This is a genomic window from Methylobacterium sp. NPDC097929 (assembly GCF_049543375.1).
Taxonomy (GTDB): Bacteria; Pseudomonadota; Alphaproteobacteria; order Rhizobiales; family Beijerinckiaceae; genus Methylobacterium.
The window spans coordinates 188,736-204,897 of the sequence record NZ_JBMVEP010000001.1 but is presented as its reverse complement, the minus strand read 5'-3'; the positions used below and the strand labels follow the sequence as shown (position 1 = coordinate 204,897).

At 69.4% G+C, this 16,162-nt stretch carries 18 protein-coding genes; 10 read left to right on the top strand and 8 right to left on the bottom strand.

From position 1 onward, the window contains the following. Window positions 1–87: 87 nt before the first annotated feature. Genes ACPCJR_RS00935 through ACPCJR_RS00925 form a run of 3 tightly spaced genes read right to left on the bottom strand, consistent with a single transcriptional unit; the run spans window position 88 to window position 1,696 of the window. Complete coding sequence (locus ACPCJR_RS00935; protein WP_391511117.1) at window positions 88–708, bottom strand: DsbE family thiol:disulfide interchange protein; 621 nt, start codon at window positions 706–708, stop codon at window positions 88–90. Then, window positions 705–857 (bottom strand): heme exporter protein CcmD, encoded by a 153-nt coding sequence (gene ccmD / locus ACPCJR_RS00930; RefSeq protein WP_391511118.1) that lies wholly within the window; start codon window positions 855–857, stop codon window positions 705–707. Before ccmD ends, ACPCJR_RS00935 begins: the two co-directional genes overlap by 4 nt. Before the next feature lie 20 nt (window positions 858–877). Then, window positions 878–1,696, bottom strand: coding sequence for a heme ABC transporter permease (locus ACPCJR_RS00925; protein WP_391511119.1), 819 nt, complete (start codon window positions 1,694–1,696; stop codon window positions 878–880). A gap of 197 nt (window positions 1,697–1,893) precedes the next feature. Between ACPCJR_RS00925 and ACPCJR_RS00920 the strand changes: the two genes are divergently transcribed. After that, window positions 1,894–2,733 carry a transglutaminase-like domain-containing protein gene (locus ACPCJR_RS00920; protein WP_391511120.1) on the top strand — a complete coding sequence of 280 codons (840 nt, stop codon included), beginning with the start codon at window positions 1,894–1,896 and terminating at the stop codon, window positions 2,731–2,733. A gap of 20 nt (window positions 2,734–2,753) precedes the next feature. On the opposite strand, the gene ACPCJR_RS00915 is transcribed toward ACPCJR_RS00920, so the two are convergent. Together ACPCJR_RS00915 and ACPCJR_RS00910 are read right to left on the bottom strand one after the other, a co-directional pair. After that, window positions 2,754–3,848 carry an NAD(P)/FAD-dependent oxidoreductase gene (locus ACPCJR_RS00915; RefSeq protein ID WP_391511121.1) on the bottom strand — a complete coding sequence of 365 codons (1,095 nt, stop codon included), beginning with the start codon at window positions 3,846–3,848 and terminating at the stop codon, window positions 2,754–2,756. 47 nt (window positions 3,849–3,895) lie between these two features. Continuing rightward, the gene (locus ACPCJR_RS00910; RefSeq protein WP_391511122.1) at window positions 3,896–5,137 is read right to left on the bottom strand and encodes a hypothetical protein; all 1,242 of its coding nucleotides are present in this window, start codon (window positions 5,135–5,137) and stop codon (window positions 3,896–3,898) included. Between the two features lie 325 nt (window positions 5,138–5,462). Between ACPCJR_RS00910 and flgB the strand changes: the two genes are divergently transcribed. From flgB to ACPCJR_RS00870, 8 genes are all read left to right on the top strand, one after another. Next, window positions 5,463–5,879, top strand: coding sequence for a flagellar basal body rod protein FlgB (gene flgB / locus ACPCJR_RS00905; RefSeq protein WP_391511123.1), 417 nt, complete (start codon window positions 5,463–5,465; stop codon window positions 5,877–5,879). 21 nt (window positions 5,880–5,900) lie between these two features. After that, window positions 5,901–6,311 (top strand): flagellar basal body rod protein FlgC, encoded by a 411-nt coding sequence (gene flgC / locus ACPCJR_RS00900; RefSeq protein WP_110350200.1) that lies wholly within the window; start codon window positions 5,901–5,903, stop codon window positions 6,309–6,311. 4 nt (window positions 6,312–6,315) lie between these two features. Beyond that, on the top strand, window positions 6,316–6,630 hold the full coding sequence (gene fliE, locus ACPCJR_RS00895; protein WP_391511124.1) for a flagellar hook-basal body complex protein FliE: 315 nt from the start codon (window positions 6,316–6,318) through the stop codon (window positions 6,628–6,630). Between the two features lie 208 nt (window positions 6,631–6,838). Beyond that, the gene (gene fliQ / locus ACPCJR_RS00890) at window positions 6,839–7,105 is read left to right on the top strand and encodes a flagellar biosynthesis protein FliQ (RefSeq protein WP_110350202.1); all 267 of its coding nucleotides are present in this window, start codon (window positions 6,839–6,841) and stop codon (window positions 7,103–7,105) included. 48 nt (window positions 7,106–7,153) lie between these two features. After that, entirely contained in the window at window positions 7,154–7,930 is a 777-nt protein-coding gene (fliR, locus tag ACPCJR_RS00885; RefSeq protein ID WP_391511125.1) for a flagellar biosynthetic protein FliR, read from the top strand. Between the two features lie 24 nt (window positions 7,931–7,954). Further along, window positions 7,955–9,022, top strand: coding sequence for a flagellar biosynthesis protein FlhB (flhB, locus tag ACPCJR_RS00880; RefSeq protein ID WP_391511126.1), 1,068 nt, complete (start codon window positions 7,955–7,957; stop codon window positions 9,020–9,022). Between the two features lie 152 nt (window positions 9,023–9,174). Continuing rightward, complete coding sequence (gene cckA / locus ACPCJR_RS00875; RefSeq protein WP_391511127.1) at window positions 9,175–11,880, top strand: cell cycle histidine kinase CckA; 2,706 nt, start codon at window positions 9,175–9,177, stop codon at window positions 11,878–11,880. 172 nt (window positions 11,881–12,052) lie between these two features. Further along, window positions 12,053–12,283 (top strand): hypothetical protein, encoded by a 231-nt coding sequence (locus ACPCJR_RS00870; RefSeq protein WP_391511128.1) that lies wholly within the window; start codon window positions 12,053–12,055, stop codon window positions 12,281–12,283. A 27-nt stretch (window positions 12,284–12,310) separates the two neighbouring features. Here ACPCJR_RS00870 and ACPCJR_RS00865 read toward each other — a convergent pair whose 3' ends face one another. Further along, on the bottom strand, window positions 12,311–12,514 hold the full coding sequence (locus tag ACPCJR_RS00865; RefSeq protein ID WP_391511129.1) for a hypothetical protein: 204 nt from the start codon (window positions 12,512–12,514) through the stop codon (window positions 12,311–12,313). Between the two features lie 498 nt (window positions 12,515–13,012). Between ACPCJR_RS00865 and recA the strand changes: the two genes are divergently transcribed. Continuing rightward, window positions 13,013–14,113 carry a recombinase RecA gene (gene recA / locus ACPCJR_RS00860; protein WP_391511130.1) on the top strand — a complete coding sequence of 367 codons (1,101 nt, stop codon included), beginning with the start codon at window positions 13,013–13,015 and terminating at the stop codon, window positions 14,111–14,113. 73 nt (window positions 14,114–14,186) lie between these two features. Here the strand turns inward: recA and ACPCJR_RS00855 are convergent, their stop codons facing one another. Continuing rightward, window positions 14,187–14,441, bottom strand: coding sequence for a hypothetical protein (locus ACPCJR_RS00855; RefSeq protein WP_391511131.1), 255 nt, complete (start codon window positions 14,439–14,441; stop codon window positions 14,187–14,189). Window positions 14,442–14,497: 56 nt separating this feature from the next. Further along, the gene (locus ACPCJR_RS00850; RefSeq protein WP_391511132.1) at window positions 14,498–15,916 is read right to left on the bottom strand and encodes a S8 family peptidase; all 1,419 of its coding nucleotides are present in this window, start codon (window positions 15,914–15,916) and stop codon (window positions 14,498–14,500) included. Window positions 15,917–16,162: the final 246 nt, after the last annotated feature.

Here is a 16,162-nt window from a genome sequence, read left to right as displayed (position 1 = left end):
GCTGGTCCACCTTGGAACGGTTTCAAGCCGGCTCAGGCTGCATACGCCTCCGGTCCCGGGTTTCCAAGCGCAGGCCCCACTCCGGGGTCAGTTCGTCACGGGGGCGGCCCGGCCGGCGGCGCGGATGCGCCCCAGCACGCTGGCGTAGTTTTCCGGCGTGAGGATGCCGACGAGCTTGTCGCGGATCACCCCGTCGGGACCGACGATGAAGGTCTCCGGCACGCCGTAGACGCCGAGATCGATGCCCGCCCGGCCGGTCGGGTCGGCGCCGACCGCCGCGAAGGGGACGCCGTTGCGCTCCAGCCAGCGCCGGCCGGCATCGCCGGGGTCCTTGTAGTCGATGCCCACGAGGCGGACGTCGCGCTCCTGGGCCAGCCGCATCAGCATCGGATGCTCGATCTGGCAGGGGGCGCACCACGAGGCGAAGACGTTGACCACCGTCACTTGCCCTTTCAGGTCGGCGCTCGACAGGCCCGGCACCGGTCGGCCATCGACCGCCAGCCCCGGAACCGGTCCGAGGGCGAAGGCCGGGACGAGCTTGCCGATCAGCGCCGAGGGCAGCGCCTGCGGGTCGGCGCCCGAGCGCAGCCGCACGAAGAACGTCACCGCCAGCACCGCGAAGATGACGACCGGCAGGAGCGCGAGCAGCGAGAGGCGGCGGCGATCCGGGCCCTCGGGGGCGGCCGTCCCGGGAGGCTGTGCGCTCATGGCCGCCCTCCCCGCTCGTCCTGGAGCTCGGCCAGCAGCCGGCGCTGGGCCCGCCCGTCGCGCCAGCCGTTGAGGATTAGCGCGCAGAGCACCAGGGCGGCGAAGCCGTAGGCGCCGGCGATGAAGGAAGCGTAGGGTCCGAATTCCATGATCGTTCCGATCCTCCGCCTCAGATCGCCTGGCCCATGGGAAGCGGCGCGGCGCCCCGGGTCACGGGTGCGATCTCTTGGGCGATCTCCTGCGCGCCCGCATCGAGCCGCTCGGCCTGCCGGATCAGCAGCGTGCGCACCCGGCGGCGGGTGATCTCGGTGCGCATGGCCTGGAAATGCAGGGTGATGCCGAGGAGGGTCATCGCCAGCACCATCTCGAGCAGCGGGTAGAGCATCGAGGAATCGATCGAGGCGCCTCCCATGCGCAGGATCGAGGCCGGCTGATGCAGCGTGGACCACCAGTTCACCGAGAACTTGATGATGGGCAGGTTCACCGCGCCGACGAGCGTCAGGATCGAAACCGCCCGGGCGGCCCGGCTCGGGTCCTCGATCGTCCGCCACAGGGCGATGATGCCGCAATAGATCAGGAACAGCACGAGCATCGAGGTCAGCCGCGCGTCCCAGACCCAGTAGGTGCCCCACATCGGCTTGCCCCAGAGCGAGCCGGTGACGAGGCAGATCAGGGTGAAGGCCGCCCCGATCGGCGCGGCGGCGCGCTGCGACACGTCGGCGAGCGGATGGCGCCAGACCAGGGTGCCGATCGCCGACAGCGTCATCGCCGCGTAGAAGCCCATGCCGAGGATCGCGGCGGGCACGTGGACGTACATGATCCGCACGGTGTCGCCCTGCTGGTAATCGGGCGGCACGACGAAGAAGGTCAGGTAGAGCCCCGCGGCGACGAGCACGGCCGAGGTCGCGGCGAGCCAGGGCAGGGCCGCGCCCGACCAGCGCAGGAAGTGGCCCGGATGGGCGAGGCGGTTCCAGAGAGCGGTCCACATGGGGCGTCTCCATATCGCTTAGTGCGCTGCAGCAGCAATGCGCGTCATGGTCCCGGCCCCACCCTGGCGATCAAGCTGGCGCATTGCGAAACATTTGTGCAGCGCAGCGCCGGAACGGTCCGAACTCTCGCTTCTTAATGGCCTATCCGGCTCAATTCTATTGGCCGGACCCTACGACCGAAGTCATGGGCCATCACATGCTGATCAGGACCGGTTACGATATCGCGTTCGAAACCACGGCCCCGACACCGATGTCGCTGCTTCTCAGCGTGCATCCCTCGCGCCGGAACGACCTGCGCAGCCCCGAGGTGATCCGCTTCGATCCACCGATCCCGCAGCGCCAGACGCTCGACGCGTTCGGCAACGTCTGCACGCGCATCGTCGCGCCGCCGGGCCGGATCACGATCTCGTCGGACCTTCTGATCGCGGATTCGGGCCTGCCCGACGCGGTGGCGCCGCAGGCCACCCAGGCGGCGGTGGATGCACTGCCCGACGAGGTGATGACCTACCTCATGGCGAGCCGCTACTGCGACACGGACAAGCTCACCGCGACCGCCTGGCAGCTCTTCGGCCAGACGCCCGAGGGCTGGGCGCGGGTTCAGGCGATCGTGGATTACGTGCACCGGCACATCCGCTTCGACTACATGCAGGCGGATGCCACCCGCAGCGCGCATGACGGCTTCGTCCAACGGGTCGGGGTGTGCCGCGACTTCGCGCATCTGGCCATCGCCTTCTGCCGCTGCATGAACATCCCGGCCCGCTACTGCACGGGCTATCTCGGCGATATCGGCGTGCCGGCGGTGCCCGATCCGATGGATTTTTCCGCTTGGTTCGAGGTCTATCTCGGCGGGCGCTGGTACACGTTCGACGCGCGCCACAACACGCCGCGGATCGGCCGGATCGTGATGGCCCGGGGTCGGGACGCCACCGATTGCGCGATCTCGACGAGCTTCGGCGCGGCGCGGCTGGTGCGGTTCGAGGTCCACACCGACGAGGTGACGGAGACCGCGCCGGCCGGCCTGATGCGCGCGGCCTGAGGTGGCACCCGGCCGTCGGCTCAGGCCGTCAGCCGGTCGGCCACCTCTTCCGCGAGCGAAAGCGAGGCCGTCAGCCCCGGGCTCTCGATGCCGAAGAGTTGCACGAGACCCGGCAAGCCGTGCTCGCCCGGGCCGTCGATGCGGAAATCCGCCGCCGGCTCGCCGGGCCCGGTGAGCTTCGGGCGGATGCCGGCATAATCCGGCGTCAGGCGCCCCTGCGGCAGGCCGGGCCAGTAGCGCCGGATCGCCGCCGCGAAGGACGACGCCCGGGCCGGATCGACCCCGTAATCGGCCGCCTCCACCCATTCCACGTCGGGGCCGAAGCGCATCCGCCCGGCCAGATCCAGGGTGAGGTGGATGCCCAATCCGCCCTCGACCGGGGCGGGGTAGATCAGCCGCGAGAAGGCCGGCCGGCCGGTGCAGCCGAAATAGCTGCCCTTGGCCAGCACTTGGCGCGGTACCGCTTCCGGCGCCAGCCCGGCAAAGCGGCGGGCGAGGGCCTGCGCACCGAGCCCCGCGGCGTTGACGAGGGCGTCGACCCGCACCGTGTCGGGCGTCTCACCGCCGAAGCGGACCTGCCAGCCGCCGTCCCGCCGCTCGGCCGCCTCGATCGGCGTGCGCAGGGCCAGCACGCCGCCGGCCGCCTCGATGTCCCCGAGGAGCGCCAGCATCAGGGCATGGCTGTCGACGATGCCGGTGGCGGGCGAGTGGAGCGCGGCGACGCAGGCGAGGTTCGGCTCCAGACGCCGCGCCTCGTCCCCCTCCATCCAGGCCAAGCCCTCGACGCCGTTGGCGAGGCCGCGGGACAGGATCGTTTCGAGGGCGGCGCGCTCCTCCTCACGGGTGGCGACGATGAGCTTGCCGCAGAGCCGGTAGGGCACGCCGTGTCCGTCGCAGAACGCGACAAGGCGGCGGCGCCCCTCGACGCAGTGGCGGGCACGGACCGAGCCCGGCGGGTAGTACATCCCGCCATGGATCACCTCGGAGCTGCGGGCCGAGACGCCGGTGCCGATGCCTTCGGCCGCCTCGGCGACAATCACCGAGGCCCCGCGCAGGGCCAGCGCCCGCGCGACCGCGAGCCCGACCACTCCCGCTCCGACGACGAGCGCTTCCATGCCTCACCACGGGTGGCGGATGAACGATCCGTCCTTCTTGCGGGGGTTCAACTCTTGCTGTCGAGCGGGCGCCCGAGGAGACGGGCGAACTCGGCCTCGATCTCCTCCACCGAGAAGGGGTTCTGTCCCTGCGGAGCCTCGGGGGTGTCCGGCTTGGCGGGCTCGGGCCGGACGGGGTCCGGCTTGGCGGGCTCGGACCGGGGCGCGGGCTCCGGCCGGGCCACCGCGGGCTTCTCCGCGGGCGGAAGAGGCGCGGGCTTCGGCAGCGGGACGGGGGCGGGAACGGGCACCGGCTCGGGCTTCACCGGATCGGACGCGACCGGGGACGGGGCCGGTTGCGCGGGGGCGGCGGCCCTCGGCGGCGGCGGGGGGAAAGGCGGCGCGGCCATCGCTTGCGCGATCGGATCGGGACGAGCCGCAGCGGGTGCTTCGATCGGAGCTGGCGCTTCGACCGGCGGAGCGTCGGCCGCCGCGGGAGAAACCGCGGCTGCTGCTGCGGTCGGCGGCGGCGTCACCGCCGAGGAGGGGCGCTTCAGCGCGACCTGAAGCTGGCGCGCCATGTCGGACAGGACGGCGGGATCGACCGATCGCGGGCCGCGGGCGGCCATGACCGGCGGCGGTTCCGCGGGCGGCGGGGCGGCGCTGGGGGCCGCCTCCTCCGGTCGCGCGGCGCGCTCGGAGGCGGGCTCGGGCCGGGGCGTGACGAGGGGCGGCAGCGTGCGCCGCATCAGCCGGCTCACCGGCGACGCGGCTCGCGGCTTGGTCTCGACCTCGGGCTCCTCGGGCTCGAACAGGCCGGAATCCAGGGGCGGCGCCCGCTCGGCATGGGGCTGAAGGCCGGGGCCGGGCGCGGGCACGATTTCGGGCATGGCGAAGGTCGGCGGCTTCGGGCTGTCGAGGAAGGGGTCGATGCGCGGCGGCTCGGGCGCCGCGTCGGCCGCGCTCCCGTCCTCGGCACTCGTGCCGCCCTCGGGGGCGTAGCGGGCACCGGCACCGCGCTGGATATGGCGCTCGACCACCACGTCGTTGGGTCCGCCGACCAGCAGCAGGTGCTCGACGTTGTCCCGCCGCAGCAGGATCAGCTGCCGCTGCCGGTCGAGCTCGTAGATGTCGACGATGCCGAGCCGGGGCTGGCGTCCCCGCTGGCCAGGCCGCGCCGCGATGGTCAGCCCGCGCCCCGAGAGCCGCACGAACAGCAACGCCGCGATCAGGAACAGCGCCAGGATGATCAGGAAGATCACCAGGAACTGAAGGGCGACCGAGCCCTCGGAACTGAAGAACGCTTGCAAGACCGGCGTCTTTCTGTGTCGGGGCTGCGATGGCGTGCCGCGAAGCTTCCGGCCGGGACCGGTGCCGACGGGAGACGCCATCCCGACCCTACGCAATACTAGGTTCGATTATCGCCGTGGTCCGAGCCCCCCGCAACAAAGGCTTACGCTCCGTTAACAACTCGCTGAGCCGGTCCGCACGCTTTGTCTCGCCGGGCTCGCCGCGGCTTGCGGATGCCCGGCAGGAATTGCCCGGTTAACGGCTCCTTAACCATGCGAACGGCAAATTCTGCCGGGTCCGGCCCGCAGCTTCCCTCCGCCCCTCGCGCCGGCCGCCCGAGGCACCATGTCGCTCACCGACCTGCCCCTGCTCGGCATGCTGCGCACCCGGATGCAGTGGCACCAAGCCCGCCAGGGGCTGCTCGCCGAGAACGTGGCCAACGCCGACATGCCGGGCTTTCGCCCCCGTGACTTCGCCGAACCGGCGGGCCGGGGCGGCGCGCTCGCGGCCCCGCTCGGCGCCTCCGTCGGCGGCGACGGCCTCGCCCGCACCGATGCCGGGCATATCGGGCTCTCCGCCCAGTCCGGCCCGAACGCCGACCCGCGCCGCTTCAAGGGCTTCGAGGTCCGCCCCTCCGGCAACGGGGTGAACCTGGAGGAGGAGATGATGAAGGCCGGCGACAACCAGTCCGACTATCAGCTCGTCGCCTCGCTCTACCAGAAGAGCCTCGACGCGCTGAAGATCGCCGTCGGCAAGCGCTGAAGCCGCTGAACGGAGACCGCCATGGATTTCCTCAAGAGCCTCGGCATCGCCGCCTCCGGCCTCAAGGCCCAGTCCGGCCGGATGCGCATCATCGCCGAGAACATCGCCAACGCCGATTCCGCCGCGCCGACGGCCGGCGGCGATCCCTACCGGCGCAAGGTCCCAAGCTTCACGAGCCGCTTCGACCGGGAACTCGGGGCGAATCTCGTCGAGGCGGGCCGGGTCCGCCGCGATCCGACGCCGTTCCGCACGAAGTACGATCCCGGCAACCCGGCGGCCGATGCCCGCGGCGAAGTGCGCATGCCCAACGTCAACGGGCTGATCGAGAACATGGACATGCGCGAGGCCCAGCGCTCCTACGAGGCCAACCTCAACATGGTCACCGCGACGCGGCGGATGATCTCCCGCACCCTCGAAATCTTGAAGGCGTGAGCCGATGACGACCTCCGCCTTCGCCGCCGGCGCCTACGCCGCCGCCCAGAGCGTCGCCCGCCCCGGCGCCCCGAAACCCGTCCAGGGCATGGCCTCGGCGGGTGCCGGCTTCTCCGGCTTCCTGCAGCAGAGCCTCGATTCCGTGGCCCAGTCCGGCGCTCAGGCCGACCGCGCAGCGCTCTCGGCCGCCACCGGCAAGGCCAACGTCGTGGACGTGGTCACCGCCGTGGCCGAGAGCGAGACCGCCCTCCAGACCCTCGTCGCCGTGCGCGACCGCGTGATCTCCGCCTACGAGGAGATCATGCGCATGCCGATCTGATTCGGTCCGCTTCGCTCCCGACCGGGGCGCTGGACCGTGAGGCCGGCCCTCATCCACCCGCGTTCGATCGCATCGGTTGCCTCGCTCTCCGTCACGGCGAGCGAACGCGAAGCGATCCGGCGACGCGACTTTTCCGGATCGGGCGGCGCGCCGGATCGCTTCGGCTCCGCCTCGCAACGACGACGATCGACGAAAGCCCCCCAGAGCCATGACCGGCCTCGCCATCCTCGACCTCTCCCGCGACGGCATCTTCGTCTTCCTGAAGGTCGCCGGTCCCCTGATGATCGTGGCCCTCGTGGTCGGCCTGATCGTCTCGCTGTTCCAGGCGCTGACGCAGATCCAGGAGCAGACGCTGATCTACGTGCCCAAGATCGTCGCGGTCTTCGGGGTGATGCTGCTGATGCTGCCCTTCATGGGCGACGCCATGGCCGCCTACATGGCCCGGATCGCCGCGCGCATCGCGGCGGGGGGATGACGAGCGGGAGACAGCGCGCGGCGCGGCGAGCCTGTAGGATGGGCCGGCATGAACACGCCGCTCGACCTGCTGCTGCCCGCCTTCGCGGCGGCCTTCATCCTCACCTTCGCCCGGGTCGGCACGCTGATCATGCTGATGCCGGGGCTGGGCGAGCAGATGATCTCGGGCCGGCTGCGGCTCAGCCTCGCCCTCCTCGTCACCCTGGTGCTGTTTCCCACCGTCCGGCCGCTCCTGCCCACCGGCAACGCCGCGCTGGCGGCGCCCGTGCTGATCGGTCTCCTGTTCGGGGAGATCCTGATCGGCCTGATGATCGGGCTGTCGGTGCGCATGGTGGTCGCCGCGCTGCAGACGGCGGGCGTGGTGATCTCGCAGCAGCTCGGCCTGTCCTTCGCCATGACCGTCGATCCGACCATGGGCGGGCAGCAGGCGGCGCTCGGCAACTTCCTGTCGCTCCTGGGCATCACCCTGGTGCTCGCCACCGACCTGCATCACCTCGCCCTGGAGGCGATCGGGCGCAGCTACATGGTGCTGCCGCCCAACGGCGTGCCCGGCATGGCGGACGCGGCCAAGCTGGCGCTGGACGCCTTCTCCCGCGGCTTCGCCCTGGCGGTGCGGATCTCCGGGCCGTTCATCGTCTTCGGCATCCTGTTCAATCTCGGGCTCGGCGTGCTGTCCCGGCTGATGCCGCAGCTTCAGGTGTTCTTTCTCGCCGTGCCCGCCTCGGTGCTGATCGGCATGATGCTGCTCATCGCCGTGCTCGGCCTCGTGATGGGGCTGTTCCTGGACGATCTCGGCCGCTATCTCGGCGCCTTCCTCGGGCGCTGACCGGAGAGACGGGAGCCTGAGCCCTTGGCCGACGAGAGCGACGACGAGGACAAGACCGAAGACCCGACCCCGCGGCGCATCGAGCAAGCGATCGAGCGCGGCGATGTGCCGAACTCTCCCGAGATCAACACCTTCTTCATCCTGGCCGCCTTCACCCTGGCCCTGCTGCTCGCCGCGCGCCCCGCCGCCGAGGGGCTGACCCGCGACATGCGCGGCTTCCTCGAACATGCGGGCGGGCTGCCCTCCGACCCTGCCAGCTATCTCGGCATCGCCTTCCGCGCCGCCCTGGTCAGTCTCAAGGCGCTCGCGGTGCCCCTCGGCATGGCGATGCTCGCGGCACTCGCCGCCGGCCTGATCCAGCACCGGCCGATCTTCACCGCCGAGAGCCTGATGCCGAAATTCGCGCGCATCTCGCCGATGGCCGGCGCCAAGCGCCTGCTGGGCGTCGATGCCTGGGTCAATTTCGGCAAGGGCCTCGTGAAGATCGCGCTCGTCGGCATCGTCGCGGGCGCCATCCTGTGGAGTGAGCACGACCGGGCCGAATCCTTCGCCCAGCTCGAACCCGGTGCCGCGCTCGACGGCACGCTGACCCTGGCGCTCAAGATGATGGGCGGCATGCTCGCGGCCTACGCGGTGATCGCGCTCGGCGACGCGCTCTACCAGCGCCATCGCTGGCACACGCGCCTGCGCATGACCAAGGAGGAGATGAAGCAGGAGCACAAGGAGAGCGAGGGCAGCCCCGAGGTGAAGGGCCGGATGAAGCAGTTGCGCCAAGCCCGCGTGAAGAAGCGGATGATGGCCGCCGTGCCCACCGCCACGGTGGTGGTGACGAACCCGACCCATTTCGCCGTGGCCCTGCGCTACGAGGCCGGCATGGCCGCCCCGGTCTGCGTCGCCAAGGGCGTCGATTCGCTGGCCCTGCGCATTCGCGCGGTCGCCGCCGAGCACGCGGTGCCGGTGATGGAGAATCCGCCGCTCGCCCGGGCGCTGCACGCAACCGTCGAGGTCGACGAGGAGATTCCCGCCGAGCACTATCGCGCAGTTGCGGAGGTCATCGGATTCGTGCTTCGCCTGCGCCGCCGGGCGGCCTGAGAACCGGAGCGGGCTCGATGAGGGACGGCGAAGTCCCTCAGGCGCCACGGTTTATGCACCATTGTCCGGCAATGCTCCGGCCAACGCTCCGAAGTCGGCGTGACGGTCATGACGCGCACGGAAGCGGCGTGTGAGGGGATGGGTAGGGCCTGATGGCTGAGGTCAGCGGACCAGGGGTGCCGGCGTCCGGTTCGATCGATCGTTCGGAGCGCCCGGGCCGGGTGGGCCTTCTGCTGATGCTGGCGGGTCTCCTCGTCGGCGCGGCGGTGGGGCTTTCCTTCGTCGCCAACGAGCAGGCGCAGCCGCTCATCCTCGCCCTGCTGGCGCTGCTCGCCATGGCGGGCGTGTTCTTCCTGTTCGCGCTGGCCATCGGCGCGCTCCAGCTCGCCGGCCCCGCCTCCCGCGACGACATCACCCGCGCCATCGTCGATGCCGCCCCTGCGGGCAAGCTCGTCGTCGAGGACAACGGGCGGATGATCTATGCCAACGAGGCCTATATGCGGCTGGCCGGCGGCGACAGCTTTTCGAACCTGCGCTCGATCGAGCGCATCTTCGTGGGCGCGCCCGAAGTCTCCGAGGCCGTCTATCGGCTGGCTCAAGCCGCGCGGGACGAGCGCGCCTACACCGAGGAAATCCGGATGTCGCCGCCGCCCGGCGGCGCGGCGGACCGCGACTTCGCCTGGTACCGGATCGCCGTGCGGCCGATCCAGCGCCACCGCGGCTCCGCCGCGCTCTGGACGGTGAGCGACATCACCCACGAGCGCGAGCGCCAGGAGAACGTCTTCCAGGAACTCCAGCACGCGATCGACTATCTCGACCACGCGCCGGCGGGCTTCCTCTCGATCAATGCGGCCGGGTCGATCGTCTACATGAACGCGACCCTGGCCTCCTGGCTCGGTTACGATCTCGCCACCGTCGGCTCGGGCGGGCTCAAGCTCCTCGAGATCGCGCCGGGGGCCGACGTGCTCACCGCCGCGCCGGGCCTTCCCGGCGAGGTGCGCACCGACCGCTTCGACATCGACCTGCGCCGCCGCAACGGCCAGCCGCTGCCGACCCGGCTCTACCACCGCGTCGCCTACGGGCAGGACGGGGCGCCCGGCCCCTCGCGCACCTTCGTGCTCAACCGCTCCGCCGGCTCGGATGCCGACGAGCCGCAGCGCGCGGCGGAGGTGCGGCTCGCCCGCTTCCTCAACAACAGCCCGATCGCCATCGCCACGCTCGACCGCGACGGAAGGGTGATTCGCGCCAACGCCTCCTTCGTGCGCCTGTTCGCGGGCATGCCGCGCCAGCCCGCGGCCGAAGCCGGTCGCGAGGCGCCCGATCCGATGATGCGCGACGCCGTGCTGGAGCGCGACCGCGGTGCCATCGAGGGGGCGCTTGCGCGGGCGGCCAACGGCTTCGGCGGCCTCGACCCGATCGAGGTCGAGCTGTCGGGTCCCGGCGACCGCTCGGCCCGCGTCTGGATGAGCCCGGCCGACGCGGACGGGACGCAGAGCCCGGACGCGGAGGGCGAGACCGGCGGCGACGGCGAGCGGGTGATCCTCTACGCCCTCGACACCACCGCCCAGCGCCAGCTGGAGCAGCAGATCGCCCAGACCCAGAAGATGGACACGGTGGGCCAGCTCGCGGGCGGCATCGCCCACGACTTCAACAACGTGCTCCAGGCGATCATCGGCTACTCGGACCTGCTGCTGGCGAGCCACCGGCCGACCGACCACGCCTTCCAAGACATCATGCAGATCAAGCAGAACGCGAACCGGGCCGCATCCCTGGTGCGCCAGCTGCTGGCCTTCTCCCGCCGCCAGACCCTGCGGCCGGAGGTGATGGATGTCGGGGAAGCGCTCTCCGACCTGACGCTTCTCCTCAAGCGCCTGCTCGGCGAGCGGGTGCAGCTCGATTTCCGCCACGGCCGCGAGATCTGGCCGATCAAGGCCGACGTGAACCAGTTCGAGCAGGTGATCGTGAACCTCGCGGTCAACGCCCGCGACGCCATGCCGGGCGGCGGCAGCCTGACGATCCGCACCACCAATTGCGCGGTCGATGCCGAGCGCCCGGTCGGCATCCCGGCGGGCGACCACGTCATGATCGAGGTGACGGACACCGGCGAGGGCATTCCGCCGGAGGTGCGCCAGAAGATTTTCGAGCCCTTCTTCACGACGAAAGAGATCGGCAAGGGCACCGGCCTCGGGCTCTCGACGGTGTTCGGCATCGTCAATCAGTCGGGCGGCGCCATCGACGTGCAGTCGACGGTGGGCGAAGGCACCACCTTCCGCATCTACCTGCCGCGCCACGTGCCCGGCATCGAGAGCCTGCCCGAGTCGCTGCCGCCCGCGCTGCCGACTGCTTCGGCAAAGTCGGCCGCCGCGGGATCGGAGACGGACGAACGTTCGGCATCCGGGGAGGGCGAGGCAGCCTCGGACGGCACCGGGTCGGAGTCTGCTCGCCCGGCCCGCGCGCCGGAACCGCCGAAGCCTGCCGCCGACCATACCGGCCAGGGCACCGTGCTCCTGGTGGAAGACGAGGATCCGGTGCGTGCGGTCAACTCGCGGGCCCTGTCCGCCCGCGGCTACACGGTGCTGGAGGCCGCCTCCGGCGTCGAGGCCCTGCGCCTGATCGAGGAGCACGCCGAGGGCATCGACGTGGTGGTCTCCGACGTGGTCATGCCGGAGATGGACGGCCCGACCCTGCTGCGCGAGTTGCGCAAGCACTACCCCGACCTGAAGGTGATCTTCGTCTCGGGCTACGCCGAGGATGCGTTCCGCAAGAACTTACCCGACGGCGAGGCGTTCAACTTCCTGCCCAAACCCTTCAGCCTCAAACAACTCGTCGAGACCGTGAAGCAGACGATGGCCGGCTGATCGCCGTTCGTTTCAATCGAACGGGGCAGACTTTCGAGAATGTGATCGGCGCTGGCGCGCGGGCGGCGCGATCTGCGGTGACGGGCGGAGGAAGTTGCTGTAAGTTAACTTTTTTCGCCGTGGCCAAGTCTGACGCGTGGTCGGCGGCGCGACCCAAGACGGAGATGGGCGGGTGCACGGTCACGATCTCGACGACGACCGCACGATCGTGACGGATGTGGAATTCGCCCTCGCCGACGCGGAATGGCGCCACGAAGTCGGGCAGGCCCTGGGTCGCGTCGTGGAGGACGACGAACTGGTGTCGTCCGAATTCAGGGGACGGGCCGGAAGCCCGCTCCGTCGCGCCTTCGAACAGCGCCAGCGGGCGTTCAGCGAATGGCGAAGCGTCCGCGGCGTGCCCTAGCGTCACTTCCGTCACCGGGTCCGCGCGTCATCGCTTCGCCGCGTCGTCCTTGGCCTCAATCGGTGGCTGTACCTCATCGCTGCGCCGCGGCGCCTGCAGACCGCGCCGGACTTCGAACAGCGTCATCTGCAGGAGGGTGCGCTGGCGAAAGGTCCCCTGTGAGCCCAATCGTGCTTCCGCTTGGCAGAGAAGCCGCTCGATGACCCGCAATTCTTCGAGACCGTTCGGCATCGGGACCGCCTTTGGTGCGCGCGATAGAACCATGGCACGCGTCGCACGGCTAGAGCGACCTTTAGGTACTAAGGTGCGGTCTTGTGTCATAGACGTACCGGGCTGAACGAGTATCGAAATTTTCGGCCCTCATCGCCCCTCTCGCGACGGCCCATTCGCAGTTTTTTCGCTTCCGTGTTAACCGAAATCTGAATTCAATTCTTCACGAAACGAGCGCAAGGTCCTCGCACGGGCCAAACGTCGGCACGATATCGAACATATCCCGACCTGACATCGTTTTTCGACGCTCTGATTCGCCGCTGGACGCGACGCCGAAGCGCATGTCGTCCAGCGGACCGGCCGGCCGGTCGGGCTCGCGCCGAGCCGGAGGCGCGGGAGAAGCGGCCGCTCCCCATTTTGCGCGGTCCGGCTTGCATGATGAGAACAAAACAGGTACGAAATGCATCGGCTCCGGCGGATTGAGCGCCGCGCCCCTCCCATGCATAAGGATGCCGAGCGATGGCCCAGCCCGCGCTGAAGATGGTGGAATCCTCGACAATGGCAGCAGCGGACAAGGACAAGTCGAAGGCGATCGAGGCTGCGCTGACGCAGATCGAGCGGGCCTTCGGCAAGGGCTCGATCATGCGCCTTGGCAAGAACGACAAGGTGCAGGAGGTCGAGACCGTCTCGACGGGATCGCTCGGTCTCGACATCGCGCTGGGCGTCGGCGGCCTGCCGCGCGGCCGCGTGGTCGAGATCTACGGCCCCGAATCATCGGGCAAGACGACGCTGGCGCTCCACACCATCGCCGAGGCCCAGAAGAAGGGCGGCGTCTGCGCCTTCGTGGATGCGGAGCACGCCCTCGACCCGGTCTACGCGCGCAAGCTCGGCGTCAACCTCGACGACCTGCTGATCTCGCAGCCCGATACCGGCGAGCAGGCCCTCGAGATCACCGACACGCTGGTGCGCTCCGGCGCCATCGACGTGCTCGTGGTCGATTCGGTCGCCGCGCTGACCCCGCGCGCCGAGATCGAGGGCGAGATGGGCGAGAGCCAGCCGGGCCTCCAGGCCCGCCTGATGAGCCAGGCCCTGCGCAAGCTGACCGGTTCGATCTCGCGCTCGAACTGCATGGTGATCTTCATCAACCAGATTCGGATGAAGATCGGCGTGATGTACGGGAGCCCCGAGACGACCACGGGCGGCAACGCCCTGAAGTTCTACGCCTCGGTGCGCCTCGACATCCGCCGCGTCTCGACCCTGAAGGACCGCGACGAGGCCATCGGCAATCAGGTCCGCGTCAAGGTCGTCAAGAACAAGGTCGCGCCGCCCTTCAAGCAGGTCGAGTTCGACATCATGTTCGGCGAGGGCGTCTCGAAGGTGGGCGAGCTGGTCGATCTCGGCGTGAAGGCCGGCATCGTCGAGAAGGCGGGCGCGTGGTTCTCCTACGACAGCCAGCGCCTCGGCCAGGGCCGCGAGAACGCCAAGGGCTTCCTGCGCGACAATCCCGATATCGCCAACAAGATCGAGGCGTCGATCCGGCAGAATTCGGGTCTGGTCGCCGACCGGATCCTGGAGAACGCCAAGCCGACCGCCGAGGACCTCGACGAGGGCGAGGCGTAATCCGTCGGCGGAGCAGCGGGATTCGCGGAAATGAACCGGGGCCGCCGAACGAGCGTTCGGCGGCTCCGTCGTATCAGCGCTGCGACCGGAGCGGCCCAAACCCGCCGATGCCGGGATTCGAGAACGGGCCTTCAACACCGGGCTTTTCGGCGGCGGAGGCGCAGGCCGATGTTCGGCATTGAACGGTGTAGGTGTTGCTCCGAGGATCGATCAGCACGACACCGAACGCACTGTCCAAATCGGATGGCCTGACATTCAATGCCTGCGCGACCTCGGGCAGGCTCGGCCGGCCCGACGGCCAATCCAGCGTCATCATCGCTCCGTCCATCGCAGCCTCCGATATCGAACCCTCAATCCCTATCATATATCGGCATACCAGACTTATTATTTCAGTACCGCCCCGGCCATGTCGAACTGGGCGCAGTCGATGATCCCGTGACCGAACTGGGCATCCCAGCCCGCCGTCCCGGTCTTCGTCGCCGTCTGCCGCAGATAGGACCTGATCTGAGCGGGCTGCCGATTGATGTTGCCGGATACGTAGGGATAGGCCGAGCGCAGGGCCGCCACCACACCGGCCGCCACGGGACAGGCCGTCGACGTGCCGGAATCCGGCTGGCCTGCGCCGAAGGCTTCCGACCCCAGGAAATGGGTATATCCGGCGAGATCCGGCTTGTCGTGGCTGAGCGCGCCCGGCCCGTGCGACGAGTAACCGACCAGATTGCGCTGGGTGTCGACGCCGGCAACGGTGAGCACGTCGGGGTGACTGTTCGCTCCGCTGATGCGGCGATCCGCTTGATTGGTCGGGATCGGCAGGCAGCGGCCGTCGGGGCAGGTCGGACCACAGTTTCCGGCGGCGAACAGGATGTCGGCCCCGGCATTGGCCAAGCTGCTCACGACACGATTGAAGGGGTGGAGCGGGTTGTCGAAGTACCGACCCGGATGGCCGGCGGGGAAGTCCCAGTCCGGGTGGAACATGCCCCAGCTGTTGCTGACGACCAGGGAGTGGAAGAACCGCTCCTCCTCGGGCAGCATCATGAGCCGAAGCAGGACACCGTAGGCCTGCACCGCGTCGCTGAGAACGCCGTCCATGACCGAGCCCCCGCGTCGGGTGGAGCGCAGGATCGCGTAGTCGAGCAGCGTCGCGTTCGGGGCAGAGAGAAGGGCGTCGTAGGCGCACATCGTCCCATGATCGACGGGAGCGGCACCCGGCTGGACCGCGACCTGAGGCGTCCAGCTCGCGTGAAAGTTCAGCCTGGGAAGCAGGCCGCGGCTTCGCAGATGATCGAGATTGATGCCGTTGTCGACGATGGCAAGCGCGACGCCCTCACCATCCATGCCGAGGCGCCGCAGACGCCCGACCTGGAGAAGACGCTCGACATCCGTGGCGTTGCCGACGGGCGGCGTGCCGCCGCAGGTGACCGGGGAACTGGCGATGCCCGGATCGGCGAAGACGCGAGGCTCGCCACCGGGGCCGCTGGTGCTCTTGGTGATCGCGTCCAGATCACCCGCGTCGATCGTGCCGCGGACGACATAAGCATCGGTGCCGAGCGTTTTCGGTCCCGGAGCCATCGCGAACAGGCCTGCCGCGGACAGGGACTGGGCCGCGCTGTCGCCGAGAAGCGGGACCGGCAGGAAATTCGCGTCGAGCCGCATTTCCTTGGGCAACTTCGACAGCTTCAAGGGCCCGGCCGCTGATTGGACGGGCGGCTTGGGAGAGGGCGACATCGCCAGCGACACCGACGCCGCCGCCTCCACGACGGGCCGCGTATCCTCGACGAGCATCAAAACACGCATCGCGACCATGAATGCTCCTCCCACGAAAGTAGCCGTAATCCCGTCGTATTCGAACGGGCAGGCGCCGCCGCAGGATATTGTTGAACATCACAAGTTTGCAACTTTAGACTGTCAGATGGGCCTATTTTGTAACGTGATGTCGCATTCGAAGCCCGACGCGCCTCGAGCGTGCTGATCTTTATAATTCAAAGTCGGCAAAATCGAGGATTGCGCCGCTTTATGCTTGACGCCCCAATTAAAACTTCTAACCAGACC

Coding starts and splice junctions, on each gene's coding strand:
- fliR (WP_391511125.1), top strand. CDS start 7,154: ATGAACACGCCGCTCGACCTGCTGCTGCCCGCCTTCGCGGCGGCCTTC.
- ACPCJR_RS00920 (WP_391511120.1), top strand. CDS start 1,894: ATGCTGATCAGGACCGGTTACGATATCGCGTTCGAAACCACGGCCCCG.
- cckA (WP_391511127.1), top strand. CDS start 9,175: ATGGCTGAGGTCAGCGGACCAGGGGTGCCGGCGTCCGGTTCGATCGAT.
- ACPCJR_RS00935 (WP_391511117.1), bottom strand. CDS start 708: ATGAGCGCACAGCCTCCCGGGACGGCCGCCCCCGAGGGCCCGGATCGC.
- ACPCJR_RS00855 (WP_391511131.1), bottom strand. CDS start 14,441: ATGGACGGAGCGATGATGACGCTGGATTGGCCGTCGGGCCGGCCGAGC.
- ACPCJR_RS00915 (WP_391511121.1), bottom strand. CDS start 3,848: ATGGAAGCGCTCGTCGTCGGAGCGGGAGTGGTCGGGCTCGCGGTCGCG.
- recA (WP_391511130.1), top strand. CDS start 13,013: ATGGCCCAGCCCGCGCTGAAGATGGTGGAATCCTCGACAATGGCAGCA.
- fliQ (WP_110350202.1), top strand. CDS start 6,839: ATGACCGGCCTCGCCATCCTCGACCTCTCCCGCGACGGCATCTTCGTC.
- ACPCJR_RS00850 (WP_391511132.1), bottom strand. CDS start 15,916: ATGGTCGCGATGCGTGTTTTGATGCTCGTCGAGGATACGCGGCCCGTC.
- fliE (WP_391511124.1), top strand. CDS start 6,316: ATGACGACCTCCGCCTTCGCCGCCGGCGCCTACGCCGCCGCCCAGAGC.
- flgC (WP_110350200.1), top strand. CDS start 5,901: ATGGATTTCCTCAAGAGCCTCGGCATCGCCGCCTCCGGCCTCAAGGCC.
- ACPCJR_RS00865 (WP_391511129.1), bottom strand. CDS start 12,514: ATGCCGAACGGTCTCGAAGAATTGCGGGTCATCGAGCGGCTTCTCTGC.
- ccmD (WP_391511118.1), bottom strand. CDS start 857: ATGGAATTCGGACCCTACGCTTCCTTCATCGCCGGCGCCTACGGCTTC.
- ACPCJR_RS00925 (WP_391511119.1), bottom strand. CDS start 1,696: ATGTGGACCGCTCTCTGGAACCGCCTCGCCCATCCGGGCCACTTCCTG.
- flgB (WP_391511123.1), top strand. CDS start 5,463: ATGTCGCTCACCGACCTGCCCCTGCTCGGCATGCTGCGCACCCGGATG.